This window comes from Bradyrhizobium sp. USDA 4503 (genome assembly GCF_054055815.1).
Genome location: NZ_JBSRXS010000001.1, coordinates 8,813,699 through 8,839,918, shown reverse-complemented (window position 1 = coordinate 8,839,918; position 26,220 = coordinate 8,813,699). Strand labels below are relative to the sequence as shown.

Annotated in this window: 22 protein-coding genes; 7 read left to right on the top strand and 15 right to left on the bottom strand. The window is 64.0% G+C overall.

Annotation, left to right across the window (positions count from 1 at the left end; all coding sequences use genetic code 11):
* Positions 1-12 precede the first annotated feature (12 nt).
* The 3 genes from ACVMIH_RS41390 to ACVMIH_RS41380 all read left to right on the top strand — a co-directional run bounded on the left by ACVMIH_RS41390 (position 13) and on the right by ACVMIH_RS41380 (position 1,755).
* Positions 13-336, top strand: coding sequence for a cupredoxin domain-containing protein (locus ACVMIH_RS41390; RefSeq protein ID WP_229190026.1), 324 nt, complete (start codon positions 13-15; stop codon positions 334-336).
* Between the two features lie 94 nt (positions 337-430).
* Positions 431-988, top strand: coding sequence for a sigma-70 family RNA polymerase sigma factor (locus tag ACVMIH_RS41385; RefSeq protein WP_168856432.1), 558 nt, complete (start codon positions 431-433; stop codon positions 986-988).
* Positions 985-1,755 carry an anti-sigma factor family protein gene (locus tag ACVMIH_RS41380; RefSeq protein ID WP_456866318.1) on the top strand — a complete coding sequence of 257 codons (771 nt, stop codon included), beginning with the start codon at positions 985-987 and terminating at the stop codon, positions 1,753-1,755. The genes ACVMIH_RS41385 and ACVMIH_RS41380 overlap by 4 nt, the downstream gene beginning before the upstream one ends.
* A 214-nt stretch (positions 1,756-1,969) precedes the next feature.
* Here ACVMIH_RS41380 and hpnO read toward each other — a convergent pair whose 3' ends face one another.
* Positions 1,970-3,361, bottom strand: coding sequence for an aminobacteriohopanetriol synthase HpnO (hpnO, locus tag ACVMIH_RS41375; protein WP_057015689.1), 1,392 nt, complete (start codon positions 3,359-3,361; stop codon positions 1,970-1,972).
* 102 nt (positions 3,362-3,463) lie between these two features.
* Between hpnO and ACVMIH_RS41370 the strand changes: the two genes are divergently transcribed.
* Positions 3,464-4,093, top strand: a complete 630-nt coding sequence (locus tag ACVMIH_RS41370; RefSeq protein WP_057015690.1) for a DUF2147 domain-containing protein — start codon at positions 3,464-3,466, stop codon at positions 4,091-4,093.
* 86 nt (positions 4,094-4,179) lie between these two features.
* On the opposite strand, the gene hpnN is transcribed toward ACVMIH_RS41370, so the two are convergent.
* Complete coding sequence (gene hpnN / locus ACVMIH_RS41365) at positions 4,180-6,792, bottom strand: hopanoid transporter HpnN (protein ID WP_057015691.1); 2,613 nt, start codon at positions 6,790-6,792, stop codon at positions 4,180-4,182.
* Between the two features lie 442 nt (positions 6,793-7,234).
* Here hpnN and ispH point away from each other — a divergent pair, with 442 nt between their 5' ends.
* Together ispH and hpnH are read left to right on the top strand one after the other, a co-directional pair.
* Positions 7,235-8,161, top strand: coding sequence for a 4-hydroxy-3-methylbut-2-enyl diphosphate reductase (gene ispH, locus ACVMIH_RS41360; RefSeq protein WP_057015692.1), 927 nt, complete (start codon positions 7,235-7,237; stop codon positions 8,159-8,161).
* Positions 8,162-8,205: 44 nt separating this feature from the next.
* Positions 8,206-9,366, top strand: coding sequence for an adenosyl-hopene transferase HpnH (hpnH, locus tag ACVMIH_RS41355; protein WP_028331712.1), 1,161 nt, complete (start codon positions 8,206-8,208; stop codon positions 9,364-9,366).
* 62 nt (positions 9,367-9,428) lie between these two features.
* Here the strand turns inward: hpnH and ACVMIH_RS41350 are convergent, their stop codons facing one another.
* From ACVMIH_RS41350 to ACVMIH_RS41305, 10 genes are all read right to left on the bottom strand, one after another.
* Entirely contained in the window at positions 9,429-10,331 is a 903-nt protein-coding gene (locus ACVMIH_RS41350; protein WP_057015693.1) for a Rossmann-like and DUF2520 domain-containing protein, read from the bottom strand.
* Positions 10,328-11,170 (bottom strand): class II aldolase/adducin family protein, encoded by an 843-nt coding sequence (locus tag ACVMIH_RS41345; RefSeq protein ID WP_141339507.1) that lies wholly within the window; start codon positions 11,168-11,170, stop codon positions 10,328-10,330. Before ACVMIH_RS41345 ends, ACVMIH_RS41350 begins: the two co-directional genes overlap by 4 nt.
* Positions 11,171-11,181: 11 nt before the next feature.
* The gene (locus tag ACVMIH_RS41340) at positions 11,182-12,870 is read right to left on the bottom strand and encodes an acyl-CoA dehydrogenase family protein (protein WP_141339505.1); all 1,689 of its coding nucleotides are present in this window, start codon (positions 12,868-12,870) and stop codon (positions 11,182-11,184) included.
* On the bottom strand, positions 12,867-13,511 hold the full coding sequence (locus ACVMIH_RS41335; RefSeq protein WP_057015695.1) for a TetR/AcrR family transcriptional regulator: 645 nt from the start codon (positions 13,509-13,511) through the stop codon (positions 12,867-12,869). Before ACVMIH_RS41335 ends, ACVMIH_RS41340 begins: the two co-directional genes overlap by 4 nt.
* Before the next feature lie 346 nt (positions 13,512-13,857).
* Positions 13,858-14,616 carry a phosphorylase gene (locus ACVMIH_RS41330; protein ID WP_076833044.1) on the bottom strand — a complete coding sequence of 253 codons (759 nt, stop codon included), beginning with the start codon at positions 14,614-14,616 and terminating at the stop codon, positions 13,858-13,860.
* The gene (shc, locus tag ACVMIH_RS41325; RefSeq protein ID WP_141339503.1) at positions 14,613-16,574 is read right to left on the bottom strand and encodes a squalene--hopene cyclase; all 1,962 of its coding nucleotides are present in this window, start codon (positions 16,572-16,574) and stop codon (positions 14,613-14,615) included. Before shc ends, ACVMIH_RS41330 begins: the two co-directional genes overlap by 4 nt.
* Before the next feature lie 164 nt (positions 16,575-16,738).
* Entirely contained in the window at positions 16,739-17,989 is a 1,251-nt protein-coding gene (gene hpnE, locus ACVMIH_RS41320; RefSeq protein ID WP_456784319.1) for a hydroxysqualene dehydroxylase HpnE, read from the bottom strand.
* Complete coding sequence (gene hpnD / locus ACVMIH_RS41315) at positions 17,989-18,825, bottom strand: presqualene diphosphate synthase HpnD (RefSeq protein ID WP_141339499.1); 837 nt, start codon at positions 18,823-18,825, stop codon at positions 17,989-17,991. The genes hpnE and hpnD overlap by 1 nt, the downstream gene beginning before the upstream one ends.
* Positions 18,822-19,700, bottom strand: a complete 879-nt coding sequence (gene hpnC / locus ACVMIH_RS41310) for a squalene synthase HpnC (protein ID WP_141339497.1) — start codon at positions 19,698-19,700, stop codon at positions 18,822-18,824. The genes hpnD and hpnC overlap by 4 nt, the downstream gene beginning before the upstream one ends.
* Before the next feature lie 194 nt (positions 19,701-19,894).
* Positions 19,895-20,131, bottom strand: a complete 237-nt coding sequence (locus ACVMIH_RS41305) for a hypothetical protein (protein ID WP_057015701.1) — start codon at positions 20,129-20,131, stop codon at positions 19,895-19,897.
* Positions 20,132-20,537: 406 nt separating this feature from the next.
* On the opposite strand from ACVMIH_RS41305, the gene ACVMIH_RS41300 reads away from it, so the two are divergent.
* A complete protein-coding gene (locus ACVMIH_RS41300) occupies positions 20,538-21,041 on the top strand; it encodes a hypothetical protein (protein WP_028331723.1) in 504 nt (167 codons plus the stop codon).
* A gap of 95 nt (positions 21,042-21,136) precedes the next feature.
* Here the strand turns inward: ACVMIH_RS41300 and ACVMIH_RS41295 are convergent, their stop codons facing one another.
* The 3 genes from ACVMIH_RS41295 to ACVMIH_RS41285 all read right to left on the bottom strand — a co-directional run bounded on the left by ACVMIH_RS41295 (position 21,137) and on the right by ACVMIH_RS41285 (position 26,104).
* The gene (locus ACVMIH_RS41295) at positions 21,137-23,521 is read right to left on the bottom strand and encodes an efflux RND transporter permease subunit (protein ID WP_141339495.1); all 2,385 of its coding nucleotides are present in this window, start codon (positions 23,519-23,521) and stop codon (positions 21,137-21,139) included.
* Between the two features lie 197 nt (positions 23,522-23,718).
* The gene (gene eutC, locus ACVMIH_RS41290; RefSeq protein WP_141339493.1) at positions 23,719-24,513 is read right to left on the bottom strand and encodes an ethanolamine ammonia-lyase subunit EutC; all 795 of its coding nucleotides are present in this window, start codon (positions 24,511-24,513) and stop codon (positions 23,719-23,721) included.
* A 4-nt stretch (positions 24,514-24,517) separates the two neighbouring features.
* Complete coding sequence (locus ACVMIH_RS41285) at positions 24,518-26,104, bottom strand: B12-binding domain-containing radical SAM protein (RefSeq protein ID WP_456866314.1); 1,587 nt, start codon at positions 26,102-26,104, stop codon at positions 24,518-24,520.
* Positions 26,105-26,220: the final 116 nt, after the last annotated feature.

Sequence of the window (26,220 nt, the reverse complement as noted above, 5' to 3'; positions counted from 1 at the left end):
GGGACAAGACCGATGAGTTCGATCAATCGACGCGACTTCGGGATCGCCGTGGTCGCGACCATGCTGCTGCCGGTCACGGCGGCCCGCGCCGAAGATACCGCGGTTCACATCGACAACTTCTCGTTCACCCCGCCCCAGCTCGAGGTGAAGGCCGGCACGACAGTGACCTGGACCAACCGCGACGACATCCCGCACACCGTGGTGTGCGCGGGCAAATTCCGCTCCAAGACCATGGATACCGACGGCACCTTCTCGTTCACCTTCACGGAGCCCGGCGAGTACAAGTATTTCTGCTCGCTGCATCCGCACATGACAGGCAGTGTCAAGGTTGGGTAACGTGACAACCCATACAATCACAACCATGCCCGGCCGGTGGCCCTCCGCCCCCGGCCGGGCACGAGCCGTCTCTCGACATGCCGGGCAGGACACGATGGTTGTCAACGCGTCGCAAGACGATCCCGAAAAGGCGCGGCGCTTCCGCGAGGCCGCGCTGCCGTACCTTGACGACGCCTATACGCTGGCCCGCTATCTGCTGCGCGACGCCGCCGACGCCGAGGATGCGGTGCAGGAATGCTATCTGCGCGCCTACAAGCATTTCGACAGCTACCGCGGACCTGCGATGAAGCCGTGGCTGTTCGCGATCCTGCGCAATGTCTGCCGGGCCGAATATGCAAGGCGCAAGACCGCCCCGACCGCGGTCGAGGAGTTGCCCGAAGGCGGCGAGCAGACCCCGTTGTGGAATGAAGCCCCGGAGACCCCGGAAAAGCAGCTGCTGCGCCGCTTCGACGGCGAGACCGTGCGCAAGCTGGTCGCGGCGCTTGCCGAGCCGTTCCGCGAGACCTTCGTGCTCAGGGAAATCCAGAATCTTTCATACCGCGAGATCGCCGATGTCGCCGCCGTGCCGGTCGGTACCGTGATGTCCCGCCTCGCGCGCGCCCGCGCCATGCTGCGATCGGCCTGGCTTGCGGAACAGGAGCAAGTGAAATGACCTGCGAGGAAGCCGAAGTGCTGATCCACGCGCTGATCGACGGCGAACTCGACGCCGGCCATGCGCGCGAAGTGGAAGCCCATATCGAGGGGTGCGCGCATTGTGCCGCGCTCATGAAGGAGTATCAGGAGATCCGCCAGGCGATCGCCGAGAGCGATTTGCGCTACAAGGCGCCGCTCGAGCTGCGCCGCAAGATCGAGAAGTCACTGCCGCAACCGCAAGCGCAGGCGGCGCCGACCCGGCGCTCGGTGCTGCGCGGCTTCGCGCTGGGCTCCGCGGTGTCGGCGATGGCAGCGACCGGCCTTGTCGCGATCGTGCTGCGCAACGAAGACGAGCAGCGCATCGAGAACGAGGTGGTGTCGGCGCATCTGCGTTCGCTGCAGGCCGGCCACCTCACCGACGTGATCTCGACGGATCAGCATACGGTCAAGCCCTGGTTCAACGGCAAGCTCGACGTCTCGCCGCCGGTGATCGATCTCACCGCGCAGGGCTTCACGCTGATCGGCGGCCGGCTCGACTACGTCAACGCCCGCGAGATCGGCGCCGTGGTCTACAAGCGGCGCCAGCACGTCATCAACCTGTTCGTGGCGCAGACCGCGAACACCGAACGCAAGGCGGCGAAGATCTCGACACTGCAGGGCTTCAACATCCGCCGCTGGAGCGACCGTGGCCTGAACTACTGGGCGGTCAGCGATCTCGGCGCCGACGAGCTCTCCGAGTTCGGCGACAAGTTCGAGGGCGCAATGCGCGCCAACAAGGAGGGGTGATTTGCTTCCCTTGGCCGACCGTCATTGCGAGGAGCGACAGCGACGAAGCAATCCATATCTCCGTCTGTCGCGCGATGGATTGCTTCGCTGCGCTCGCAATGACGGATAAGGCTGCTTCGTGGCCCGGATGGAGCGAAGCGCAATCCGGGAACGGTCTTGCCGGTTGTGAGAATCCCGGATTTCGCTTCGCTCCATCCGGGCTACATCGTGAGGCCTACGCCGACTTGCGCACCGCGTTGTCGACCAGCGTCTTGCCGAGCGACCAGATCGCGCCGGGCACCTTGTGGCTGCCGGCGATCACGTCGTCGAACGACTTCTCGATCCAGGTGCAGTCTTCTTCGGTGATCATGAGCGGCGGCAGCAGCTTGATGGTGTGGAGGCCGTGGCCCGCGACCTGGGTTAGGATCTTGTGATCCTTGAACAGCGGCACCGTGATCAGCTGGCAGAACAGGCCCTTGTTGGCGGTCTCCAGCAGATTCCACGACGCCTTGAGCCGCAGCGATTTCGGCGGACCGAACTCGACGCCGATCATCAGGCCTTTGCCGCGAACTTCCTTCATCAGTTCATAGCCAGGCACCATGCGCGTCAGCGCAAGACGGAGCTCGGCGCCGCGCTTGGCGGCGTTCTCGACGAGCTTCTCGGCCTTGATGACGTCGAGCGTGGCAATGCCGGCGGCCATCGCGAGATCGTTCTTGGCGAAGGTCGAGCCATGCACGACCGCGCGGTCCATCTGGTTGAAGATCTTGTCGAAGATGTTCTTGCGCGTCAGCAGCGCGCCGATCGGCACGTGACCGCCGGACAGCGCCTTCGCCAGCAGCACCATGTCGGGCTCGATGCCCCAATGCTCGATCGCGAGGAATTTTCCGGTGCGGCCGATGCCGGTCTGGATCTCGTCGGCGATGAACAGCGTGCCGTACTTGCGGCACAGCGCCAGCGCGCCGGGCAGGAACTCGTCGGTGGGCATGTTGACGCCCTTGCCCTGGATCGGCTCGACGATGAAGGCGCCGACCTGGCGCGACGACAGCGCCTTCTCCAGCGCTTCGAGATCGTTGAAGGGAATCGGAGTGCAGCCCGGCAGCAGCGGCTCGAATCCGCCGCGGAAATTCGAATCATCCGTCAGCGACAGCGCGCCGTAGGACAGGCCGTGGAACGAATGCCCGCAATAGACGATACCGGGGCGGCCGGTCGCGCCACGCGCGAACTTGATCGCGGCTTCGACGGTTTCGGCGCCGGAATTGGCGAAAAACACCTTGTCCAGGTATGGAACATGTTCCAGAAGACGTTCAGCGAGCACGCCGGCGAGCGTCGAGACATCGAGCTGCACGAGATTGGGCAGATCGGCGTCGAGCACGCTCTTCAGCGCCTGGCGCAGGGCCGGATGATTGCGGCCAATCGCAAAAACGCCAAATCCGCTCAATAGATCAAGGTAACGAGCCCCCTGACGATCGAAGAGGTATTGGCCTTGCCCCTTCTGGAAGCCGACGTCGTAGCCGATGGTCTTGAGAACGCGAACGAGCTGCTCGTTGAGGTGACGCGTGTGCATGGCACCGCGCTGCCCCTCGCGCTCCACAAAAATCTCGGAAACGTCTAAATTGGAACTTACCATTCGTTACATACGTCGGTTGATGGCCATCTCGTCAACTTAAAACGCTCGCTAGCGGCGTTTTGACCCCCGCTCGGATCGTCCAGTTAAGCACAGGTTTGGACCATGTTGCACTGCCCAAGAACTTTCGCGCGTACAATAGCCTTTTCAGGTTTATTTTTGGCCACCGTATTATCACCGGCACTTGCAGCGGACCCGACCGGCGACTGGAAGGTCGCTGACGGTGTCGCCACCATCCGCGTCGCCCAGTGTAATGGCAACATGTGGGGTGCGGTGTCTTGGGAAAAAACCCCAGGCGGCAAGGATAAGAACAATCCTGATCCTGCGAAGCAGAGCAGGCCGACGCTCGGCATGCCGATCCTGATCGACATGAAGAAGAAGGCCGGCGCGGATGCGTGGGAAGGTCAGGTCTACAACGCCAAGGACGGACAGCTCTACAGCTCGACCATCAAGCCCGTCGGCACCGATCAGCTCGAGATCCAGGGCTGCGTGCTCGGCTTCTTGTGCGGCGGCGAGACCTGGACCCGCGTCGGTCCGCCGATTCCGGTGAGCGCCGCCGGCAGCCCGGCGGCGAAGGGCACCCAGCCCAAGTCAACAGCACCGCAGAAAACCACCGGTGCCGTGGCGCCGGCCACCAAGCCGGGGCAAAAGCAGGCCCCGGGCAATGCCAATGCGCAGGCTGACGCCGTGGGCGATATCTGCCTGCTCCCCGACATCGCGCGACCGACGCATTAGCGGAAACCTGCGGGAACACCGTCCGCTGACATCGCGGCTCGGCGGCGCCTGCCGCCAAGCCGGTTCGACAGCGAATCGCCAACGCGTCAGGTGACGTCGTTGGCGATGTCCTCCTCCTTGACCTCGCGCGGCTTGCCCATCAGCGCCGGTTGGAACAGCAACACCGCCGCGAGCGTGGTGACCAGCGAGAGCGCCAGCAGCTTGCCCATGCTGGCGGTGCCGGGATGGCTCGACAGCCACAGGCTGCCGAACGCGGTCGCCGTGGTCAGCGCGCTGAAAAAGATCGCGCGTGTCAGGCTCGACTGCAGCAGATTCGTCCTGCCCTGGCGCCACGCCGTGACATAGTAGATCTTGAACGCCACGCCGACGCCGAGCAGCAGCGGCAGCGCGACGATGTTGGCGAAGTTGAGCGGCAGCCCGATCAAGACGCAAATCTCCAGCGTGACGATGCCGGCGACGAGGAGCGGCACCAGCGTCATCAGCACGTCGACGACGCGGCGCAGCGTGAGCCACAGCAGCAGGCTGATCGTGACCAGCGCCAGAATGCCGGCGTGGATGAACGCCTTCACGATGACGTCGCCCGACTTCAGGATCGAGACCGGTCCGCCGATCGCGGTCGGCTCGGCGGCGAGCACGGCGTCGGCAAAGCGGCGCAGATTGTCGTTGTCGTTCGGATCGCCCTTCGGCTCCACCTCGACACGCATCAGGCCGTCCTTGGTCTTCCAGCTGGCGACGAGTTCCGGCGGCAGGTTCTGCAGCGTGACGGTCTGGGCCTGCAGCGTATTGCGGAGCTGATCGAACACGATCTTCATCGGCGCGACGAATACGTCCTGCGCCTTGTCGCGGGTCGCCTCATTCGCATCGGCGAGCTTCTGCAGCGCGTCGGCGAGCCGGCGCGCGGCCAGCGCACCCGGCCCCTTGCCGTCGCCCGCGGTCTTGCGCAGGCCGTCGACCGAGCTCTTCAGCGACTCGACATTCTCCTGATCCGACGGCGCCGGATCGACCGAATCCGGGTTGAGCGCGGGGCCGAGCGTCTTGGCCGCCTGCGCGATCAGCTTCAGCTTGGCCGGCTGGTCGTCGGGCACGAAGCTGTCGAGCGACATCACGCGCGACACTTCCGGCAGCTTCTCGAGCTTGGCCTCGATCTTCTTGGCGTCGGCTTCCGAGCGCGTCATCACATTGATGGCATTGGCGCCGGTGTTCGGATCCTTCCTCAGGTCGAGGAAGGTCGCGATCGATTCCACCTTGGAATTGCGCAGATTGATCGGGTTGAAGTCGAACTTCATGTAATGGAGCAGCGGCAAGCCCGCGACCGTGACCAGCAGCGTGCCGACGATGATCGGAACGCGATGCTTCTCCAGGAAGTTATCGAGCGGCGCCAGGAAGGCGTAGCCGACCGGCTCCTTCTCGCCGGGCGGATTGAGCAGATCGAGCAGCGCCGGCAGCACCGTGATGCTGGTGACGAACGCCACCAGCATGCCGGCGCCGGCGATCTTGCCGAGCTCCGAGATGCCCTTGTAGTCGGTCGGCAGGAAGCAGAGGAAACCGGCAGCGGTCGCCATCGCGGCGAGCGACAACGGCACCGCCGAGCGGCGCGCCGCGTTTTCCAGCGCCAGCGTCAGATTGTCGTTCTTGAAGCGCTCGGAGCGGTAGCGGACGCTGAACTGGATGCCGAAGTCGACCCCGAGGCCGATGAACAGCACGGCGAAGGCAATCGAGAGCAGGTTCAGCGAGCCGACCATCATCAGGCCGACCGCCGTGGTGATGGCAAGCCCGATGAACAGGTTCACGAACACGGCGAAGATGATCTTGCCGGAATGCAGCGCCATCCAGAGGATGACCAGCACGATCACCACGGTGCCGATGCCGTTGGTGATCGCGCCGTCCTGCACGGTGGCGTATTCCTCGTTGGCGATCGGCACCGGTCCGGTCAGGCGAACGCGCGCGTGATATTCAGTCGGGAATTTCAGATCGGCCGCCGCCTGGCGGATCGCATCGGTCGCGGCCTTGCCCGGCTCCAGCGCCGAATAGTCGATGATCGGCTTGATCTCGATGAAGGCGCGCTTGTCCGAATCGGTCAGCGGCTTGTCGCTGGTGAGCTCGCGCCACGAGAAGGTCGCGTTGCCCTTGGCGAGGACGGTCTCGACCGTCTCGGAGATCAGGTTGAAGGGCGGCGCGGCATTGTCGAGCTTGACCTGCCCGCGCTTGACGCCGGCAAGGCCGGTCTCGAGCGCGCCGGTCAGGCCGCGTATCGAGGGATCGCCGGCCATGATCTCGATCAACGGTGCAGCCGATTCGAGCTGGCCCGCGACCTTGCCGACCTCTTCGGTCGGCAGGAACAAGAGGCCATTCTTCTCGAAGAATTCGCCGGAGCCGAGCGCGGTGATCGCTTCGAAGTTCTTCTTGTCGGCCTGCAGCTTCGCGGTGAGCGCCTTCGCGGCCGAGCTGGTCAGCTCCGGCGTCGCTGCCTCGACCACCGCCAGGATCAGCCGCTCGCGATCAAATGCTTCCTCGAACTGGTTGTCGCGCTTGCGCCAATCGAGATCCGGCGAGATCAGCTTGTTGATGTCGGTGTTGATCGAGAAGTTGCGGGCCGTGTAGAAGCCGGCGCCGATCGACAACAGGACAGAGATAATCACGACCGGAAGGGCAAAACGCGTACAGGTTCTAACAACGGAGACGACAATATTTGTCAGCACTTCGTTTCTTTCTATCTCGGGGAAGCATGGCCGAAAACGCCCGCTCTGTAGCGGAGTTCCCGGGACCGATCTAATGTTGTTTTGGTTATCTTCCTCGACGGGACGGCGAGGAGGTTCCAAACCACAGGAACGGCCACGAATGGCCGGTATAAACCGCATCAGTGGGCGATAAAGTGACGAACAAGTGAGGGAGACGGACGGTCGCAGGGGTCGAAATCCACACCATACTACCTCTAACGCCCCTCGTCCGTGACCACGCCCCCATCGAACCGCTACCTTTTTGCCACAAATCGCTGTATTTCCATGCGCTTGGGGCGCAGATCCCGTCCAGGAACTGTGATGGCTCAGACATTGCAACTGACGTTGCGACGTCCGACCTGTGGAGTGCGTTGCCGAAAAGGGCATTGAACGAGATTGGTGCAATTTGCGTAACGGACGTCAGATGGAAGTGTTTCTTGCTCAGCCGCGCGGCTTTTGCGCGGGCGTTGTGCGCGCGATCGAGATCGTCGAACGCGCGCTCAAGAAGTATGGGCCGCCGGTCTATGTCCGCCACGAGATCGTGCATAACAAACACGTCGTCGAGAGCCTGAAGAAGAAGGGCGCGATCTTCGTCGAGGACCTCTCGGAAGTGCCGGCCAAGGCGGTGACCGTCTTCAGTGCCCATGGCGTTGCTAGGAGCGTCGAGGAGGAGGCGGAAGCCCGCGATCTGCCGGTGCTCAATGCCACCTGCCCGCTCGTCACCAAGGTCCACAACCAGGGCAAGCGTTATATCTCGAAGGGCCGCGCCCTGATCCTGATCGGGCACGCCGGCCATCCCGAGGTCGAGGGAACCATGGGCCAGGTTCCGGGGCCGGTCCTCCTAGTCCAGAGTGTCCAGGACGTGGCGGAACTGAGGCTGCCGAGCGATACGCCGGTCGCCTACATCACCCAGACCACCCTGTCCGTGGACGACACCAGGGACATCATCGCGGCCCTTCAGGCAAAATTTACAGATATTCAAGGCCCGGATATCAGGGATATCTGCTATGCGACACAGAACCGCCAATCTGCGGTAAGGGACCTCAGCAAACTGGTTGACGTCATTTTGGTGGTGGGGGCCGCCAACAGTTCCAACTCGAACAGGCTTCGTGAAATCGGCACCGAGGTCGGCGTCGCGAGTTATCTCATTGCCGATGGGAGCGAACTCAATCCGGATTGGCTCAAGGATGCGAAGGCCGTCGGCATTACCGCGGGCGCTTCTGCGCCCGAAGTTTTGGTCGACGATGTGATCGAGGCTCTGCGGCGGATCGGACCGGTGTCGGTCTCGGTCGTTCCGGGCCGAGAAGAGAATATCGAATTCCGGCTGCCAGCCGAACTGACTGCGGGCTGATCTGAACCCACATCCCTTTGATAAGTGCAGAAAGAAATCGTCTAATGGCTATACCGTTCTTCAAGGAAATGCGTATCGGCGGTTATCTGATCAAGCAGAAGCTGCTTGGCCGCAAACGCTATCCGCTCGTGCTGATGCTGGAACCTTTGTTCCGTTGCAACCTCGCCTGCGTCGGCTGCGGCAAGATCGACTATCCCGATGCGATCCTCAATCGCCGCATGACGGCGCAGGAATGCTGGGATGCGGCCGATGAGTGCGGCGCGCCGATGGTGGCGATCCCCGGCGGCGAGCCGCTGATCCACAAGGAAATCGGCGAGATCGTGCGCGGCCTCGTGGCCCGCAAGAAGTTCGTCTCGCTGTGCACCAATGCGCTGCTGCTCGAGAAGAAGCTCGATCTGTTCGAGCCGTCGCCCTATTTGTTCTTCTCGGTGCATCTCGACGGCCTGAAGGATCATCACGACAAGGCGGTGTCGCAGAAGGGCGTGTTCGATCGCGCCGTCTCGGCGATCAAGGCGGCGAAGGCGCGCGGCTTCACGGTCAACGTCAATGCCACAATCTTTGATGGTCATCCGGCCGAGGAGATCGCCAAGTTCCTCGATTTCACCACCGAGCTCGGCGTCGGCGTCTCGATGTCGCCGGGTTACGCCTATGAGCGTGCGCCCGACCAGGAGCACTTCCTCAACCGCACCAAGACCAAGAAGCTGTTCCGCGACGTCTTTGCGCTCGGCAAGGGCAAGAAGTGGAATTTCATGCATTCCGGCCTGTTCCTCGACTTCCTCGCCGGCAACCAGGAATACGAGTGCACGCCCTGGGGCATGCCGGCGCGCAACATCTTCGGCTGGCAGAAGCCCTGCTATCTGCTCGGTGAAGGCTACGCCAAGACCTTCAAGGAGCTGATGGACACCACCGACTGGGACACCTACGGCACCGGCAAGTACGAGAAGTGCGCCGACTGTATGGCCCATTGCGGCTACGAGCCGACCGCGGCGACCGCCGCGATCAACAATCCGCTGAAGGCGATGTGGGTTGCGCTGCGCGGCATCAGGACATCAGGCCCGATGGCGCCCGAGATCGACATGTCGAAGCAGCGTCCGGCGCAGTACATCTTCGCCGAGCAGGTGCAGAAGAAGCTCTCGGAGATCCGCCGCGACGAGGCTGCGGCCGCCGCCGCCAAGCAGCAGGCGAAGGCCTCGACCGCCGCCTGACGCGCGATGTGAGCGAAAGCAACATGAAAGCCCCGGTTCAGCGAACCGGGGCTTTTTTTCGTTCAGGATGCCGCCTGCTCTTCCAGTCTCGTGCGCAGAAGCAATTTCTCGATCTCTGCCGCGCGCGGTGCACTGAGTGTGCCGCGCTCGATCCCGAGCGGGACGTTGCGCAGGGCGAGCTCGCGATACAGCGCGCCGGAGGGAGGAAAGCGCTCATCCAGCGCCCGGAGATGCTTGAGGATCGTTCCGACGTCGCCGCGCGCCACGCAGCCGCCCATGCCGTTGGCGAGGCCACCGTCGAGAACAGCCGCGACCGTCCCCCGCAGCAGCGGCATCATCGCGCGCAACGCGTCGGCCTCGCTGGCGCCAAAGCTCTTCCAGAGCTCGACGCCCTCCTTGAGCAGCGCGATCAGGAACGGACCGACGTAATAGGCCGACGCATGATAGAGCGCCCGCGCACCGGCCGGCAGCGCGAGCGGTTCACACCCGATGCGGGTCGCAAGCAATTCCAGGTCACGCCTGAAGTCGCCCTCTGCCTCGATGCCGACGGTGCATCCGCGCAACCCCTCGAGCGCGACGTCGGGATTGGCAAACATCTGCATCGGATGAAATCCGCCGGTCGCGGCGCCTGCGGATTTCGCATGATCGAGCGCGGCCAGTTCGGTCGCGCCGCTGCAATGAACCACGCGGTGACGCGGCTCCCAGCGCAAGTCGCGGCAGACCGGCAGGATCGCGTCGTCGCTCACGGTCAGGAAAACCATGTCGCAGCGGTCGACGACCTGCTGCGCATCCGTCATCGGCCGCGCCGACGGGATGCGGGATCCGAGCCGCTGCGCGGCATCGGCACCGCGGTTGTAGAACGCCGCGACGTTCAGCCCCGCGCAGGCGAAGGCCGGCGCGAGCGTCTGCGCCACGCGGCCGGCGCCGATGAAGCCGATCCGCAACGCCGCCAGCGCCGTGCTCATTGCGCATAGCTCCCGTCGATGCGGTCGAGCCTGCGCCGTAGCGCCGGCCATTCCAGCAGGCCGTACCCGGCTTGCAGATTTTGCGCCGCTTCATTCAGCACCGGATTGGTGTCGCGCTCATTGTCCAGCGTGATCTCGGTGCCGGCAAAACAGGTCACCGTGTTGCCGATCGCCATCTCGGTCGGCGCATGCAGCGGCCGGCCACAGCCGAGCGCGTCGACCTGGATCCGGCAGGCCTGCTCCAGCCAGTAGATCGCGTTGAACGCCTGCGGAATCGTGTTGCCGCACACCAGGAGGCCATGATTGCGCAACACCAGCACATTGTTGCGACCGAGATCAGCGACGACCCGGTCGCATTCCTCCCGATCGATCGCCGGCCCCTCGAAATCGTGATAACCGATCCGACCGTGAAACCGCATCGCCGTCTGCGACAGCGGAAGCAGCCCTTCGGCAAGCGCGCTGACCGCGGTGCCAGCCCTGGTGTGGGTATGGAGAACGCAGTTCACGTCGGGCCGCGCGCGATGGATCGGGGCGTGCAGATAGAAGCCGGCCACGTTGACGTTGTAGCCGTGGTCGGGCTGCAGCAGGGTCCGGCCCTCGATGTCGATCTTGACGAGGCTCGAGGCGGTGATTTCCTTGTACAGCATGCCATAGGGATTGATCAGATACTGATCGTGATGCCCCGGGACCTGTGCACTGATGTGATTGTAGATCAGGTCGGTCATTCCGTAGAGCGCGACCAGGCGGTAGCACGCCGCAAGGTCGACGCGGGTTGCCCACTCCTCGTCTCCGACGACGGCCCTGACATCGCTGACGGCACAAACTTCGGTCTGACGCATGACTTGGACCCTCAGTGATGGATGACGGAGGCACGTTCAACGATGGCGCCAAGACCTTCCGTCGATGGAAGCCCGCCCAATACCTGCATCCCGTCCGCGCCAAGCCTGGATTTCACGAACAGTTCGGCGGTAGCGGCGTCGCCATGCTTCAGCATCTCGGCGGCCTGCAGCGCATGCGCCATGCGGGTGACGAGTGCTCTCGCATGCCCGTCGTCCGGGTATCGAGCACGCAAGCGATCGGCGAGATCGTCCGTGCTTCGGTCATAGACCGGATTGAGGCCCCTGCTCGCACGCAACTCGTCGACGAATGCGTCCCGGCAATTCGCATCGCGTTGCATGGCGCGCAAAACGTCCATGCACATCATGTTCGAGGTGCCTTCCCAGATCGAATTCAACGGCGCCTCGCGATAGAGCCGGGCCATCGGATTCTCCATGATGAAGCCGTTGCCGCCATGCACCTGCAGGCATTCATAGGTGAAGGCCGGCGCGCGCTGGCAGTTCCAGAACTTCATCACGGGTGTCGCGACCCGCGCCAGCAATCGCTCGTGTTCGCTTGTCTGCAGACCGTCGGTCGCGCGCGCGATGCGAAACGCGCCGAGCATCGCCGCCTCGCTCTCGAGCGCGAGGTCGGCGAGCACGTTGCGCTGCATCGGAAGCTCGGACATCGGCTTGCCGAACGCCGTTCGCGTTTGCGCGTGGTTGAGGGCGAGGCTCAGCGCCTGGCGCATCAGCCCGGCGGAGCCGACCGCGAAATCCAGCCGCGTCAGATGGGCATGCGAAAGGATTTCCGCGATGCCGCGGCCCTCTTCGCCAACCAGGATCGACCACGTATCGTGGTACTCGATCTCGCTCGACGCGTTCGACCGGTTACCGCACTTGTCCTTCAGACGCTGAATGTGGATGCGGTTGGCACTGCCATCGGGCAGCAGGCGCGGCACGAACAGGCAGCTGACGCCGGACTGGGTGCGCGCCAGCGTGTAGAATCCGTCGGCCACCGGCACCGAGAAGAACCATTTGTGGCCGGTGAGCGCATAGATCTCGCCATGCGCGCCGCGCTCGACAAAGCGCGCGGTGGTCTGGGTCTCACGCAGATCGGAGCCGCCCTGCTTTTCGGTCATGGCGTAACCGATGACCGCGGAGCGCTTGGCCTCGATCGGAAGCCGCCGCGGATCGTAGTCCGCCGCCAGCGTTCGCTCCCGCCACAAATTGAATTGCGGCTTGCCGGAGAACCCGGCGATCGCGGCGTACGCCATCCCGGTGGGGCAACCGACGCCGTTCTCGATCTGGTTCCAGAGATAGCTCAGCGCCGCACGCGCCAGATGGCCGTGTGGTTCGCGCGTCGACCAGGCGAGGCTATGCACCTCGCTCCGGAACGCCAGCGCCATCAATTGATGCCAGGCCGGATGAAATTCGACCCAATCATTGCGGTTGCCATACCGGTCATGGGTCAGGAGCTTCGGTTCGTGCTCGTTGGCCAGCCGTGCCGCCTCCTGCACGGATTCGCTGCCGGCATGAGCTCCGAGCGCGGAAAGCTTGTCTTTCGCCCACGGCGCGATCGTCGCGATCAGGCCACTCAGCGCGCGGTCGTCATCGAACGCATTGAAGCCGAGCGCCGGCCGCGCCTGATTGCGTACTTCATGGGTCGCAAACGGAGCGGCTTTCGCTTCAGCGACGGCAACCGGCTGGACGCGCGCGTTCATGCGGAGACTCGCGATACAGGGATGAGTTCAGGCGTGGCGTGGCGAAACAGCATGCGCGCGGAAAGCCCTGCGATCGACTGTGCGATCGCCTTCGCCGCGTCGGAATCGGGGGCCGCTTCGGGCGCAAGGGGACCGACCAGCGCCTCCATGAAGGCGCCGGTCACGCAGGATGCCGCGACGTTCGCGTCGATCTCGACGAACTCACCGCCGGCGATACCGCGCCGAACCAGCCTTGCGATCTGATCGGCCAGGGCCGCCCGGTATTTCAGGCGCGCCGCGTCGATCTCGGGTTCACAGGGTTCGGCGATCAACGCGTACGCCAGGCGGCGGCCGCGCATCGCCCGGACCGCGAAAGTGTAGATCGCGTCGACCAGGCACTGGGACGCCGAGCCTTCCGCCTCGACGATCGCGGCGACGACAGCCACCTCGCGCTCGGACACCAGGGCGAGCACCTGCGCGTACAGGTCCGCCTTGGAGTCGAAGTAGCGATACACGCTGCCTGTGGCCACGCCGGCCCGTGAGGCGATCAGGGCGATCTGGGCGTCCTTCCAGCCACTCAGCGCCACGGCCTCCCTGGCGGCATCGAGAATACGCGCTTTGGTTTCGACCAGCTGGTTGAGGCGAACGGCAGCGATTGCCATAGTGAACCTTAATTCATGAATAAAGGATCATAGTTCATTCTCGGATGAATAGCCGTAGCTGTCAAGCGTCGACCCAGCGCGGTCCGCGTAGGGCCTTCCCGGGGCGCCGGCGCGCTGCTGGCAAGTCGTCAGAGGCTGGCCGCGCGACCCCACCGGCCCGAGGGACACGGATATGCGGGGTCTCTCACCGCACAGCGCGCAAGTCCGCTGATCGCGTGGAACCGGAACAGCGTGGCATCGAGCGAAACCTTTGGGCATCAAAGCAAAAGGCCCGATCGCGATGCGACCGGGCCTGTGAGTTGAGCTTGATGCGGTGAGAAACCCGGTCCCTGCCCGGCGCAGCGGATCAGGCCGCCTTCGCTGTGATCAGAACGTCTTCTACCGGCATCAACACCTCGTTGCCGAGCAGGAAGCCGCGGCAGCTGCGCAGCGAGCGCAGCGCGCGGTTGAAGTCAATTCCGGTCGACACCAGCGCGCGCAGCGTCCGTGGATTGCGGGCGATGCCGCGCAGCACCTTGCGCAGGTCGATGTCGCCGTTCGGCTTCACCGCGGATTTCGCAAGTTCCGGTAGCGCCCGGTGCGCGGGATCGCTGATTACGCGCAATGCGGCAAACGGAATGCGGGCCTTGGCGGCATAGGCCGCCGCGATATGGCTCTCCATATCGACCGCGGCTGCGCCCGTCATCGAGCGCAGAGCGGCCTTGCAGGCCTTTGCCGCGATCACCTCTTCCACGCCGGCGAGACTGCCGCGGACGATCCTGCGGCGCTTCAGCGCGGCGCTGGCGATCATCTCTTCGTTCAGCGCGGATGCGGCCAGGAAACGGGTATCGCCCGACATCACCTCGGTCGCAACCACGACGTCGCCTGACTTGAGCGACGGATCGAGCCCGCCGGCCACGCCGAACGAAATCACGCCACGGAAGGTGCTCGGATCCAGCGTCGCCAGCAACTCACGCAGCTGCTGCGGATCGCTCGAACTGCAGATTACGATCATGCCGGGGCCTGCCGCGATGCGAGCCTCCTGCACCAATCCAGTCACAATCAATACCGGCCGAGGATCAATTCTACTGCCCACGGTCTCGGCGGCCCCCGCCTCAACAATCACATCCCGACCCCTACCACCCTGCTATTGGTGCTTCTCAAATTTCGATACCGCGCCAGCGCCCAGAGCGGAAAGAACTTCGAGTAGCCATGATATCGCAAGTAAAATACCCGCGGAAACCCCGTAGCTGTGTATCGCTGCTCGTCCCACAGCCCTTTTTCCGTCTGTGTTGCCTTTAGGTACTCCACCCCGCGCGTAACAGCGGGATTTTCGACCTCTCCGGCCGCCATCAATCCAAGCAAAGCCCATGCCGTTTGCGAGGAGGTCGAAGGCGCAACTTCATAACCCTTGTAATCCAGCCGGTAACTGACGGCGTCCTCGCCCCAGCCGCCGTCCTGATTCTGGACTGACGCCAGCCAGTCGACCGCCTTCCGAATCATCGGGTCGTTGCGATCGACCCCTGCGACATTTAGCGCCGAGAGCACCGACCAGGTGCCGTAGATGTAGTTCAGGCCCCAGCGGCCGTACCAGGAGCCCTCGGCAAGCTGGGTGCGGCGCAAATAAGCGACGCCGTCAGCCATCGCCTTGTTGCTCTCGGCGGTCTCGCCGAGCTGGCCCAGCATCGAGATGCAGCGCGCGGTGACATCCTCGGTCGGCGGATCCAACAATGCGCCATGATCGGAGAACGGGATGTTGTTGAGGTAATATTCGAGGTTGTTGACGTCGAATGCGGCCCAGCCGCCATCGCGGCTCTGCAGCCCCTCGATCCACTCGCGGCCGCGCGCGATGGACTCATCATATTCCCTGGTTCCGGTATGACGCCGCACGCGATCCATCGCCATCACGACCACCGCGGTGTCATCGAGATCGGGATAATGGTCGTTGTTGTACTGGAACGCCCAGCCGCCCGGGCGGACGTCCGGCGCCTTGACCGCCCAATCGCCCTTCAGGTCCAGCACCTGGCGCGGCTTCAGCCAGTCGAGGCCCTGCCTGGCCTTGGCCAGGGTGTCGTCGCCGCCCGCTTCCTGCAGCGCATGACAGGCCAGCGCGGTGTCCCACACCGGCGAAACGCAGGGCTGGCAATAGGCCTCGTGTTCGCTAATCACGAGCAGCTTGTCGATGCCGCGGCGGGTGGTGGCGCGCGGCGGGAAATTCTCGTCCTTGCCGAGCGCCTCGTACATCATGACGATGTTGGCCATCGGCGGATAAATCGCGCCCATGCCGTCTTCGCCGTTCAGCCGCTCTTCGGTGAAGGCGAGCGCGGCATCGATCGCGCGCTGGCGCAGGCTCTTCGGAAACAACGGCTCGATTACCCGCAGCACGGCGTCGAGCGAGCGGAACAGATAGAACCAGCTCGCGCTCTGATGCGGCGCCTTCGGCGCCATGCGGACCGATTTCGGATCCTCCAGGAACAGTTCGTCGATGCCGACGCCCTTCGGATTCTTCGCACGCGGCTTCAGCGCGGCAAGCACCATCAGCGGCACCATGGTGGTGCGCGCCCAGTAGGAGATCTTGTTGATGTGGAACGGCGACCACATCGGCAGCAGCATGATCTCGATCGGCAGCACCGGCGTCGCGCGCCAGGTCACGACGCCATAGAGCGCGAGCAGGAATCGCGTGAACACGTTGCTGCCCGAAGCGCCGCCGCGCGAACGGATCGCCTCGCGCGCCCGCGCCATGTGCGGCGCGTCGACGGAATCGCCGATCATCTTCAGCGCGAAGTACGACTTCACGCTGGCGCTCATGTCGAACGGGCCGTCATGCACCAGCGGCCAGCCGCCATGGGCGCCCTGGACGCGGCGCAGATAGTTGCCGATCTTGGCCTCGAGCCCGGCATCGATCGGCTCGGCCAGGTAGTGACGCAGCAGGATGTACTCGGCCGGAATGGTGCTGTCGGCCTCGAGCTCGAACACCCAGTGCCCGTCGGATTGACGGTAGCCGAGCAGCGCTTCGGTTGCCTTGGAGATGCTCTTCTCCAGCGCGACCGGGTCGACTGCAACGCTGTGATCTCTCGCAAGCATTTCGCTCGATATCCTCTTCATCGCGGGCCGGCTGATCGAAAGCCGCGGCCGCTCCAGAGCATGATCCGATTGCTTCGGATCACGTTCTTGTCCTTCTGTTTGGTCGCGTTTTCTTCACGCGAACCGGTAGCCACTTCGCTCGAAAACGCGCCAACAGGTCGAATCTAACGTCTGGCCAGAACCAGATCGGCGGCGCGATCCCCCGATCGCACCGATCCCTCGATGGTTGCCGGCAACCCGGTAGCAGTCCAGTCGCCGGCAAGGAACAGGTTTTTTTGCGCCGTCGCGGGCCCCGGACGCAGGGCATTCTGTTCCGGCGTCGCCTCAAATGTGGCACGGCGCTCACGCACGATCTGCCAGGGCGGCAGGTCGCCGGAAACCCCCGAGGCCTCGCAGATGTCCTGCCAGATCGCCAGCGCGAGCTCCTCGCGCGGCATGTCGACCAGGCGGTCGCCGTTGCTGATCGTCACCGACAGCCGTTGCGGGAACGCGAACAGCCACTCCACGAGGCCGCCGACCACGCCGAGAATGGGCGCAGCGTCGCGCGGCGGATCGACGCGGAAATGCGCGTTCACGATGGCGCGGAATTTGGTCGGGGTTTTCAGGCCGGGCAGCAGTGCGGCCGCGGCCCGCGGCGGCACCGCAAGCACGACGGCGTCGTCGGCTCCCAGCGCGACCTTGTCGCCATTGCCAAAATCGAGCTCACTGATGCGATCACCCGACATGCCGAGCGCACGCAATTCGTGACTGAACTGAACGCTGTGGCCCCTCTCCTGCAGCAGCTTCACGGCCGGCTCGATCAGGACCGAGCTCAGGCCGTCGCGCGCGATCAACGGACGGCAGGCCTGCCCGCCCGCGAGCAGCGTCTCGCGCACGATGGCGCCCGCGAGCCCGGCCGAGCCCTCCGGCGGATCGACGTTCAATGCGGCGAGCAGCAGCGGCTGCACCAGGCGGTCATACAGCGTGCCCTTGCAGGGAATAGTGTTGCCGACCAGCGCACCGGTGCCGGCCCAAGCCAACGGCGCCAAGGCGAGATAGTCGCGCAGGCTAGTGTCCGGGACGCGGCGCGCCTCGTCGAACACCCACAGCGGCAGGCGGGAATCGCCGAGGTCGAGCTGCCAGCGCCGGCCGCTGGCAAGATCGACGAACGGAAACTGCGCGCGCGCAGGCCCGACGAGGCCGGCCTCGGTGCCGATCGCGCGCGCGTAGCTCAGCGCATGGCGATTCCCCGACAGCAACAGATGGTTGCCATTGTCGATGGTGAGATTGGTGGCCGCGTCGAAATAGGAGCGGCAGCGGCCGCCGGCCTGCTGCGTTGCCTCATGGACGAACACCTTGTAGCCGCCATTGGCGAGGCGCACCGCCGCGGAGAGGCCGGAAATGCCGGCACCGATGATATGAACGGTCTTTTGCATCAGATGATCGCGTAACGAAGAAGGATGCCGATCTTGGCGGCCTTGGACACACGTACCGGCGCGCGCGGCGCGGTGAAGCCGCGCGCGATCAGAAGATCGAGAATCGCGCGGTAGTATTTCGACATGATCCGCGGCGCGCGCACGGCGCGGCGCGAATTGCGCTTCATGATCTCGTCGGATTTCTGGAAATGCATCTTGGCCCGCTCGGCCAGCGGCGCGCACACCTTCGGCAGCGCGCGGTCGGCGGTGACGCGGGCCGGATCGTTATTGGTGATGCCGGCGTGCCAGAGCCATTCGCGCGGCAGATAGAGCCGGCCGAGGCCGGCATCCTCGTCGATGTCACGCAGGATATTGGTGAGCTGCAGCGCGCGGCCGAGGTGGTACGCGAGCTGGATGCCATCGTCCTCGGGCAGGCCGAACACGCGCACCGACAGTCGGCCGACCGCGCTCGCGACGCGATCGCAATACAAATCGAGCGTCGCGAGATCCGGCGCGCGGATGTCCTGCGGCACGTCCATCTCCATGCCGTCGACGATCGCGACAAAATCCTCGCGCTTCAGGCCGAAGGTCTTCACCGAGGCGACATAGTCCTTCAGCCGCTCCGGCGGATGCCCCGCATAGAGCGCGTCGATATCGTCGCGCCACTGCTGCAGCGCGGCCAGCCGCTCCGGCCGCGGGCCGTCGGAATCGGCGATGTCGTCGACCTGCCGGCAGAAGCTGTAGATCTGGAACATCGCCTCGCGCTGCGCGCGCGGCAGAATGCGCATCGCGGCGTAGAACGAGCTGCCCGACGCGGTGCTTCCGTAACTTGCGTTGGCCGCCGCCTCCACGCTCATGCGCCAGCCGCCGATTTGGAGACCGCACGCCGTCCGGTCGCACGCCGCGTCGTCTCGCCGGCCACGCCGCCAAGGCTCTGCAGCAGCAGTTCGAGCGGGCTCAGATGCACGCGCTCGCTGAGCGGATCGCGCACCTTCAGCATGTTGACGATCTTGTCGGCGAACGCCTGGATCACGGAGATCTCGAGCCCCAGCCTGAAATCCTTCACCTCGGCGGCGAGCGACTTGCTCTGGTCGAGCAGCGCCTCGGTGCGCACGGCGAGCGCCTGCAGGCATTTGAGCAGGGCCGGCTGCGATTTCGCCTCGCCGAGCATCTCGACGGTCGCGCCCGCGGCGGCCAGGGCATCGCGCGGCAAGTAGACACGGTTCAGGTTGCGGTAGTCCTTGCCGCAGTCCTGAAGATGATTGTTGATCTGCAGCCCGGCGCAGAGCGCGTCCGACGCCGCCCAGGTCGAGGTATCCTCGCCGTGCACGTCGAGCATGAACCTCCCGACCGGCATCGCCGAGTACCGGCAATAATCGATCACGTCGTCCCAGTTCTCGTAACGCAGCTTGGTGACGTCGAGGCGGAACGCCACCAGCACGTCGAGCGCGTGCCGCGGCGGCATGCCGCGCTCGGCGAAGGCGCGGCGCAGATTGACCGCTTCCTTCTGGGTGTCGCCGTTGCCAAGCAGCTCGGCCTCCATGAGGTCGAGGTAGCGCAGCTTCTCCTCGGCGGGCAGCGTGGCGTGATCGGCGATATCGTCGGCGGTGCGGACGAAATTATAGAAGGCCAGGATCAGGGCACGATGCCGCGGATGAATGATCCACGACGCGACCGGGAAATTCTCGTCGCGGTGGGTCTTTCCGGATCGCAGGTCGCTCGCGGTGGTCATGGGAAATTTGGGCTACACTGGTCATGGCACGACGCAGGCGCGAAAGGTCAGCGCATGCGGGGGATTTGCGAGCCCCATATAGGGGAATACGCCACCAAAACCAATGCTGTCCGTGACCGCCAGCATACCAAGCCCGTGGCCGGCACACATGCCGAGCACGGGCTTTGCGGCGATCCATGGGGCCCGAACCGGCCTTACTGGCCGTGGGTCTTCAGCACCTGGTCGCAGGCGGAGCTGATCTTGCTGCGGTTCTGCTGCAGGCAGGCGAGAATGGTGAAATCGCCCTGATCGATCACGGCGCGGCAGTGACGCTGCACGTCACGCGTGCAGGCCTTCTGCTCATCGGGTGTCCCGCGCGTCTGCTGCTGGGCGAAGGCGCTGGAGGAGAGCGGGATCGACAACAGGGCAAGAGCCAAGAGAAATTTACGCATCGTATTCCTTCATTTCCGACAGCAGAAAATCTGTTCCCGAAAAGCGCTTCGGCATGGCCGGGACGGATTTTGGGGATTTGCAGACGCCACGTAACGCGGCAACGGATTGACGACAAGCACCGCTAAATGCGGCTAAATTTGCGGCGCTGTAAACCCCTACATAAGTTATTGATTCGCAATGACGATTCGTGCCATCACTTTATCGCGTTCGGCTATTGCGGATAGCAGTTGCGCAAAGCTACATGCCGTCACGAAGCCGACGGTTTCTGATTCTGTTCGATGACAATATGGGCGCCGCGCGCCGTTTCTGTCGTTTGAACCTAACATTCTTCGGTGACACTAAACCTTCGATGCGGCGAGACGCTTTCTTGCGTAGGAAGCGTTGATTTTGATGGGAAAATTCACAATGAAACGGTTTGGTTCCAGCCTTTATGGTCAGGCTCTCAGGGCTGTGGGCGTCGGCGCCGCACTGATGCTCTCTGCCTCCGCCGTCCACGCCCAGGCCAGCGGGCCGTTTGCCGGTTTTGCCGGCTCGTGGACCGGAACGGGCACGGTGGCGCTGTCCAACGGCACGACTGAACGGATTCGTTGCAAGGCGGATTACAAGGTCGCACCCTCGGGCATGAGCCTGAAACAGTCCCTGCATTGCGCCAGCGACAGCTACAAGTTCGACCTCTCCAGCGACGTCACCAGCCAGGGCGACCGGATCTCCGGCAACTGGAGCGAGGCGAGCCGCAACATCTTCGGCAATCTGCAGGGCACCGCGGGCGGCGGGCGGATCGACGTGTTCGTCGAGGCGTCCGGCTTTGCCGCGAACCTGAACCTGCAGACCAACGGCTCCAAGCAGGTCGTGCAGATCGACTCCAAGGGCGAGATCCGCGGCGTCTCGATCACGATGACGAAGAGCTGACGCTCCCGGCCGATTGCGCCCACAAGACACAAAGGCCCGGTTCCGAACGCTTCGGAACCGGGCCTTTTTGCTGCAGCTTTTTGATCGCTCGTCGATCAGGCCTTTTCGATCGGCGCGGGCTGGCCGCCCCTGCCGCGGAGCTTTTGCGACAGGTTGATCAGGAACATCGAGGTCGGCCGCAGGATGAAGAGGTCCGCAACCAGGGCTGCGACCATCGAGAAGGCGCTGAGCCAGCCGAACAGGCGCAGCGACGGCAGGTCGGAGAACACGGTGACGACGAGACCGCAGGCCAGCACCACCGTGGTCAGGATCAACGCTGGGCCGACCAGGACGGTGGCGCGCTCCACCGCAAGTTCCGGCGTGACACCCGGCTTGGTCTCGAGCCGCAGGCGATTGAGGAAGTGGATGGTGGCGCTGAGGCCGAGGCCGAACGACACCGTCAAAGCCACCACGCTGGCGAATTGCAGCCCCTCCCCGAGCAGCCACAGCACCGTGCCCGACAGCACCACCGGGAAGATGCCCGGCAGGATGCAGGAGAACATCACCACGATCGAGCGGAATGCGAGCCCGATGAAGATCGCGACCAGCAGGAATTCGATAGTGAGGCCGTGGTTGAGCTTCTCGATCATGCTGGCGCTGTTGCGTGCGGCAATCACCGACAGACCCGTGACCGCGATCTCGTAGCCGGGATGCTCGGCGCGCACCTTGTCCAGCGAATGATCGAGCTTGTTCACCACCGGAAGCAACTGGCTCGAGTCCACATCCGGGACGCGGCCCGACACCACGACAGCATCCTGATTCTTGTCGATGAACCGGCGCACCAGGTGTTCGGGGATCAGGTCGACATATTCCTTCAGCGTCGCGACATCATTGCTGCCGGCCTTTTCGGCGAGCCAGCGCCGCAAGGTCTCCAGCGACCAGACGTTGCCGACGCCGGCAGAGTCCTCGACCAGTGCATGGACATCGGCAATCGTCTTCAAGGTCTCCGGCGAGTACAGCGATTGCCCCTTGGGGAATTCGATCAGCACATCGACCGGATTGGCGCCGGTCAGCTTGGCGTCGAGCCGGCTCGACGCCGCCACCGCCTGCCGCTTGTCCGGCACCTGATCGGCGAGCCGGTAGCGCGGCTCGAGATTGGCGTAGATGATGCCGAGGCCGCCGACCACGATCAGCGCAAGCAGGCTGAACAGCCCGGGACGGCCGACCATGCGCACCGCGATCCAGTAGCAGAAATTGCGCAGCGCCTGTACGCCGGCATCCGCGCTCTGGAACTTGACCGCAAAGATCTTCTCGTTGCGCACGAACAGGACGCCGAACACCGGCACCAGCGACAGCACCGCGATCAGCGCGATGATGGTCGCCGCCAGCCCGGCCTCGCCGAACTTGCGGATCAGGTCGGAATCCGAGAACTGCAGCGCGATGAAGGAAATTCCGGCCGTGCCGTGCGTCAGCACGCAGGCCGGTCCGACCACCAGCACCGCATTCTTGAACGCGGTGAACTTGTCCTGCCCCGCGATCAGCCGGTCGCGCGCCGCGAATGTCAGCTGCATCGAGTCGGAGAAGCTGATCACCATGATGAGCGGCGTCATCACGTTGAGGAACATGTTGAGGTTGAAATTGGCCCAGCCGAGGCCGCCGAGCGCGAGCAGGATCGCGATCATCGGCGGGAACGCCGCCGCCACCATGAAGGATATCTTGCGGAAGAAGATGATGGCGATGATGCAGCCGGCGAGGATGCCGAGGATGTTGTAGGTCAGGCCGTCGCGCTCGACCGCGTTGCGGATCTCGAGCTGCATGACCGGCACGCCGGACAATTGCGCATTGAGCCCGCTGCCGCCGAGGTCGTCGGCCATAATCTTCCTGATGTCGCCGACCACCTTGCTGAGCTTGTTGCTGCCGACCACCTCGGGCTCGAGCGATAGCACGATCAGCGCGAGCGTTCCGTCCTCCGACAGCAGCTTGCCGCGGATGATCTCGTTGCTTTTGACGGTCTCGACGAATTTGTCGTAGGCTGCGCCCTCGGGCAGCTCGTTCGGGAACAACGCCGCCGGCAGCTTGCCTCGCTCCGGCGCCTGGCGCGCGGAGAACAGCGACACCAGGCCGCGCACGCCCTCGACGAGTTGCAGATCCGTGACCATGTCACGCAGCTTGCCGAGATTGTCGCGCTCGAGCAGCGTCTTGCCTTCGACCACGACGAGCACGTCGAACTCGGTCGCCGGGAAGCGCTTGGTCACCGCCTCATACTGCTTGTAGTCCTTGGATTCGGAACGGAACAGCTGCGACAGCGAGTCGTCGATCTTGATCCGGTGCACGCCGAACACGGCGCCGATCAGCAACAGAACGAGGACGATGCAGGACAGGATCGGCGCCCGCATCGGGATCAGGCCGAGACGCTCGATCCCGAACGCGATGCTGAGGCCCGACCGCGGCTCTTCGATCTTCTCGACGTGGACCTGACTTTCGGAATTCTTTTCGAGCATGCCCTGTCCAGTTCTGAAAACGGCTCAATCTGTCTAGCTTGGGTCTAGGGGCGCGAATGAGGCGGGTGAGCGCAACTGATCAGCGCTAGTCCTTGAAAACACGCGAATATTGACCGGCGCCGGTTTTACCTGCCCGCCCCTTTGCTCGCAAGCGCGAGGGGCCGACCAAATCGACAGGGAACCGCCGACCCCCGCCATTAAGTATCTGATTTGTCACACCTTGGTAGCGCATTCCTCGACGATCCACCGCCGCTTTCATCTTTCAACGCGACCCCTGTGATCTGGCGTGCCAGGCCCTCGCGCACAAGCCACGAAATCCTGAATGCGGCCTCCACATAGCTCAGCCCGGCATGGTGGATGTTGGAGATGCAGTTGCGGTCGGCGTCGGTGAGACCGATTCGCGGCGCGAAGGTGAGATAGGCGCCGAGGCTGTCGGGAGCGGACAGGCCCGGCCGTTCGCCGATCAGCATCACCAGCATGCGCGCGCCGACGATGGCGCCGATCTCGTCACCGAGCGCGACCCGCGCCCCGGACGCTGCGATCACCGCGCCGGCCTCGATCTTGTCGGCCGCCAAGCGCGGCACGAGATGCCGGATCAATTCGACGGCATGCACATTGACCGCCGTCGGCGACAGGCCGTCGCCAATCACGATGGCGCAGGGGCATGCGGTGATGCCACACTTCTCCAGCGACCGCCGCGACGCAGAATCCAGCATGCGCCCGAGATCGGGCCGCCGCAGATAGTCGCGCCGGCTGTGCGCCTGGCTCGACACCTCAAGCGGCGTGATGCCGAGGCCGGCAAGACCGGCCGCGATCCCGCTGACATCGAAGGCGGCGTGGACGGCGTCGCGGGCGCGGGCATGGTCGAGCGTGAACGACAGCAGCGCATCGGTCGGCAGGCTGGCACCGGACCGGCCAAGGCCGACGCGCGCCGGCGTGAGCTCGCGCAGATCGGCGAGCGAAGGGGACGTGGGCGCCGGCGGTGTCGTCATGCTGTTATTCGGCGGGGACGGAAGCCTCGCGCAGCCGGATCGAGTAGTTCGAGGCGTTCTGCCGGCCGCTGGAGGCTGCACGCGCAAAGGTGATCAAATGATGCGCAACCAGTGTCGCCGAGATCAACCCCTCGATGTCGCCGCGCTTGAGCCGGCCGAGCGCAAACCTCCAGAACACGCGCTTGTAGTCGCCGAGCACGCCGACCTTCCAGAAGATGTTGCGGAGCATGATCAGGCCGCGCCGGATGTTGGCCCAGCTCTTCATCTCCGGGCTAACCGGCACCTTGATGCGATTGGCATAGGTGTAGTTGCATTGATGCAAATAGCGCGCGAACAGCTTCTTCGGCTCGTAGGCAACTTCCATGCATTTGCGCCAGGAACTGACCACGTCCTCGTAGGGCAGCAGGAACTCGACATTGGAGTCGCGGCCCTCGTCATCGATCAGGCGCCCGGCTTTTTCGAGCCGATCCCACAATGGCGTCTTCGGCAGCGCCTGCAGCAGGTTGATGGTGAGCAGCGGAATCCGCGACTCCTCGACGAAGGAGAGCAACGCGTCGCCGGTCTGGGGCTTGTCGGTATCGAGCCCCATGATGATGCCGGAGACGACCTCCATGCCGAACGAGTTGATGGTGCGCACGCCCTCGAGGATCGGAACCATCATGTTCTGATCCTTATGCATGGCCTTCAGCGCGTCGGGATCGGGCGTCTCGATGCCGACGAAGATCGTCACGAAGTAGGCTTCGCGCATCTTCTCCAGGATCTCGGGACGCTTGGCGATGTTGAGCGTCGCCTCGCAAGCGAGGCGCGTGACATATCCGGTCCGCTTCTGCCACTCGATCAGGTGCGGCAACAGCTCGCTCGCGGCCTTACGGTTACCGATGAAATTGTCGTCGACGAAATACACGGTGTCGGTAGCACCACAGGCGCGCAGCTTGTCGAGCTCGGCGATGATCTGCTGCGGCGACTTCAGGCGCGGATTGCGGCCATAGAGCCCGGGGATGTCGCAGAACTCGCACTGATAGGGGCAGCCCGAGGAGAACTGGATGCTGCCGAGGAAATACTTCTTGGTTTCGGCGAGCTCATAGGCCGGCAGCGGGAATTCCGTCATCGGCAGCCGGTCGGTGGTTTTAAGCACCACCTGCTCGTCGGGACGGCTGGTATCATCAGCCAGACGCTTGATCAGCTCATTGGTCGCATCGCCGAGCTCGCCGACGTGGAGGTAGTCGAATGAGGGATAGTAGTCCGGGCAAGCACTGACCGACGGGCCGCCGATCGCGACCACCAGGTCATGGTCATGCGCGCGATGGCAGATGTCGTTCATCTGCTGGCGCTGGATATGCATACCGCTGACGAACACGGCATCCGCCCACTCGAAATCCTCCGCCGTCGCCGGACGCAGATTCTCGTCGACGAAACGCACCGGCCAGTTCTCGGGAAGGTATGCGGCGATCAGCAGCAGGCCCTGCGGCGGCATGAACGCCTTGACGCCGTCAGTGAGGGGGTAGGCGTGCTCGAAGGTCCCAAACGACGACGTATAGCGCGGAAAAACGCAGAGGATACGTCGTACTGTCTCTATGCCCTCAGCTCTCATCAAGCGACCCCGAAGCACCGGCAAATCTAACCACGGCGCGGAACGCTGGGCCAGAAATTCTTCAACATTGTGGCACTACTTAACGTCATAACGACGAGATAGTTGCTCTGCAGAAT